The sequence below is a fragment of the Haliscomenobacter sp. genome (genome assembly GCF_040403615.1).
Lineage (GTDB): Bacteria > Bacteroidota > Bacteroidia > Chitinophagales > Saprospiraceae > Haliscomenobacter.
In genome coordinates this window covers 9,503-10,618 of sequence record NZ_JBBAKG010000158.1, presented here as the reverse complement: position 1 = coordinate 10,618, position 1,116 = coordinate 9,503, and the positions used below count along the sequence as shown (strand labels likewise).

The 1,116-nt window shown below is 45.9% G+C and carries 1 protein-coding gene; it reads left to right on the top strand.

The window, feature by feature from the left end; genetic code table 11:
* A partial coding sequence (locus ABW391_RS27150) for an efflux RND transporter periplasmic adaptor subunit (protein WP_353485050.1) occupies nucleotides 1–795 on the top strand: 795 nt, incomplete at its 5' end.
* Between the last annotated feature and the right edge of the window lie 321 nt (nucleotides 796–1,116).

The window sequence follows — 1,116 nt, the reverse complement described above, 5'->3', positions numbered from 1 at the left end:
GACCTGTACAGCGAAGAACTCAACAATGCCAAACAAGAATACTTGCTGGTATTGGAACAACGCAAAGAATTTGCTTCCGGGACTACGATTGATTTTGAGCAACTGCTCCAAAGTGCCAAAAACAAATTGCTGCTCTGGGGACTTACCGAAGGGCAAATCCAACAATTGGCCAAGCAGAAAAAAACGACGACAACCACTACTTTTTACAGCCCCGCTTCCGGTTTTCTGACCAATCTGGAAATCCAGGAGGGAGATTACATCCAGGAGGGAAGCACGGTCATCAAACTTGCCGATTTATCTACCTTGTGGGCGGAAGCGCAAGTGTACACCACTCAATTCGCGGCTTTGGATCGCCACAGCGTCGCCACCGTGCAACTTCCCGACCTGGATGACCGGGAAATACCAGGAAAAATAGAATTCATCAATCCTGAAATCAACCCGGATACCCGCATTAACCTGATCCGGGTATCGATTCCCAATCCTGGCAACCTCCTCAAACCGGGAATGCCGGCCTATGTATTGCTGAAAAGCCCTGCGCGCAAATCACTGTCGCTGCCAATTGATGCCGTCCTTCGCGATGGCAAAGGGGCCACGGTATGGATCAAAACAGCCAATCATTCTTTTAAAAGTGTAATGGTACAGACCGGACTGGAAAGCGACGACAGAATCGAAATCACCTCCGGCTTGAAATCAGGAGACGTGGTGGTGGTTGCGGGTGCTTACCTGTTGCAAAGCGAGTACATTTTCAAAAAAGGAGCCAATCCAATGGAAAGCCATGATATGGACAAGATGTGAGTGGTTGGTGATACAGAGATGTGTGAATCTTGCAACTTATAGCTGAAATCGTGTAATGTATTCAAGGTGTACAGCACTTACTTTTGTTGTGCGTAAAATTCTTATCGCATTTAATGACACGTTCATTAAAATCTGGTAAAGAAATTCTGTTTGGCGCGCTTTTGTCAGTTTGTTAGGTTGGCTAAACGGCATCAGGAACATAGGAGTTTTCCAACCTTCTGCCTATGACCAACGAAATGGTAGACGAGTCTTTTCCCCGTTAATTGACAAATGGAGTAAGTCGCTGAATGGAGCTTTTTTTTACAATAAAATGCAACGCAA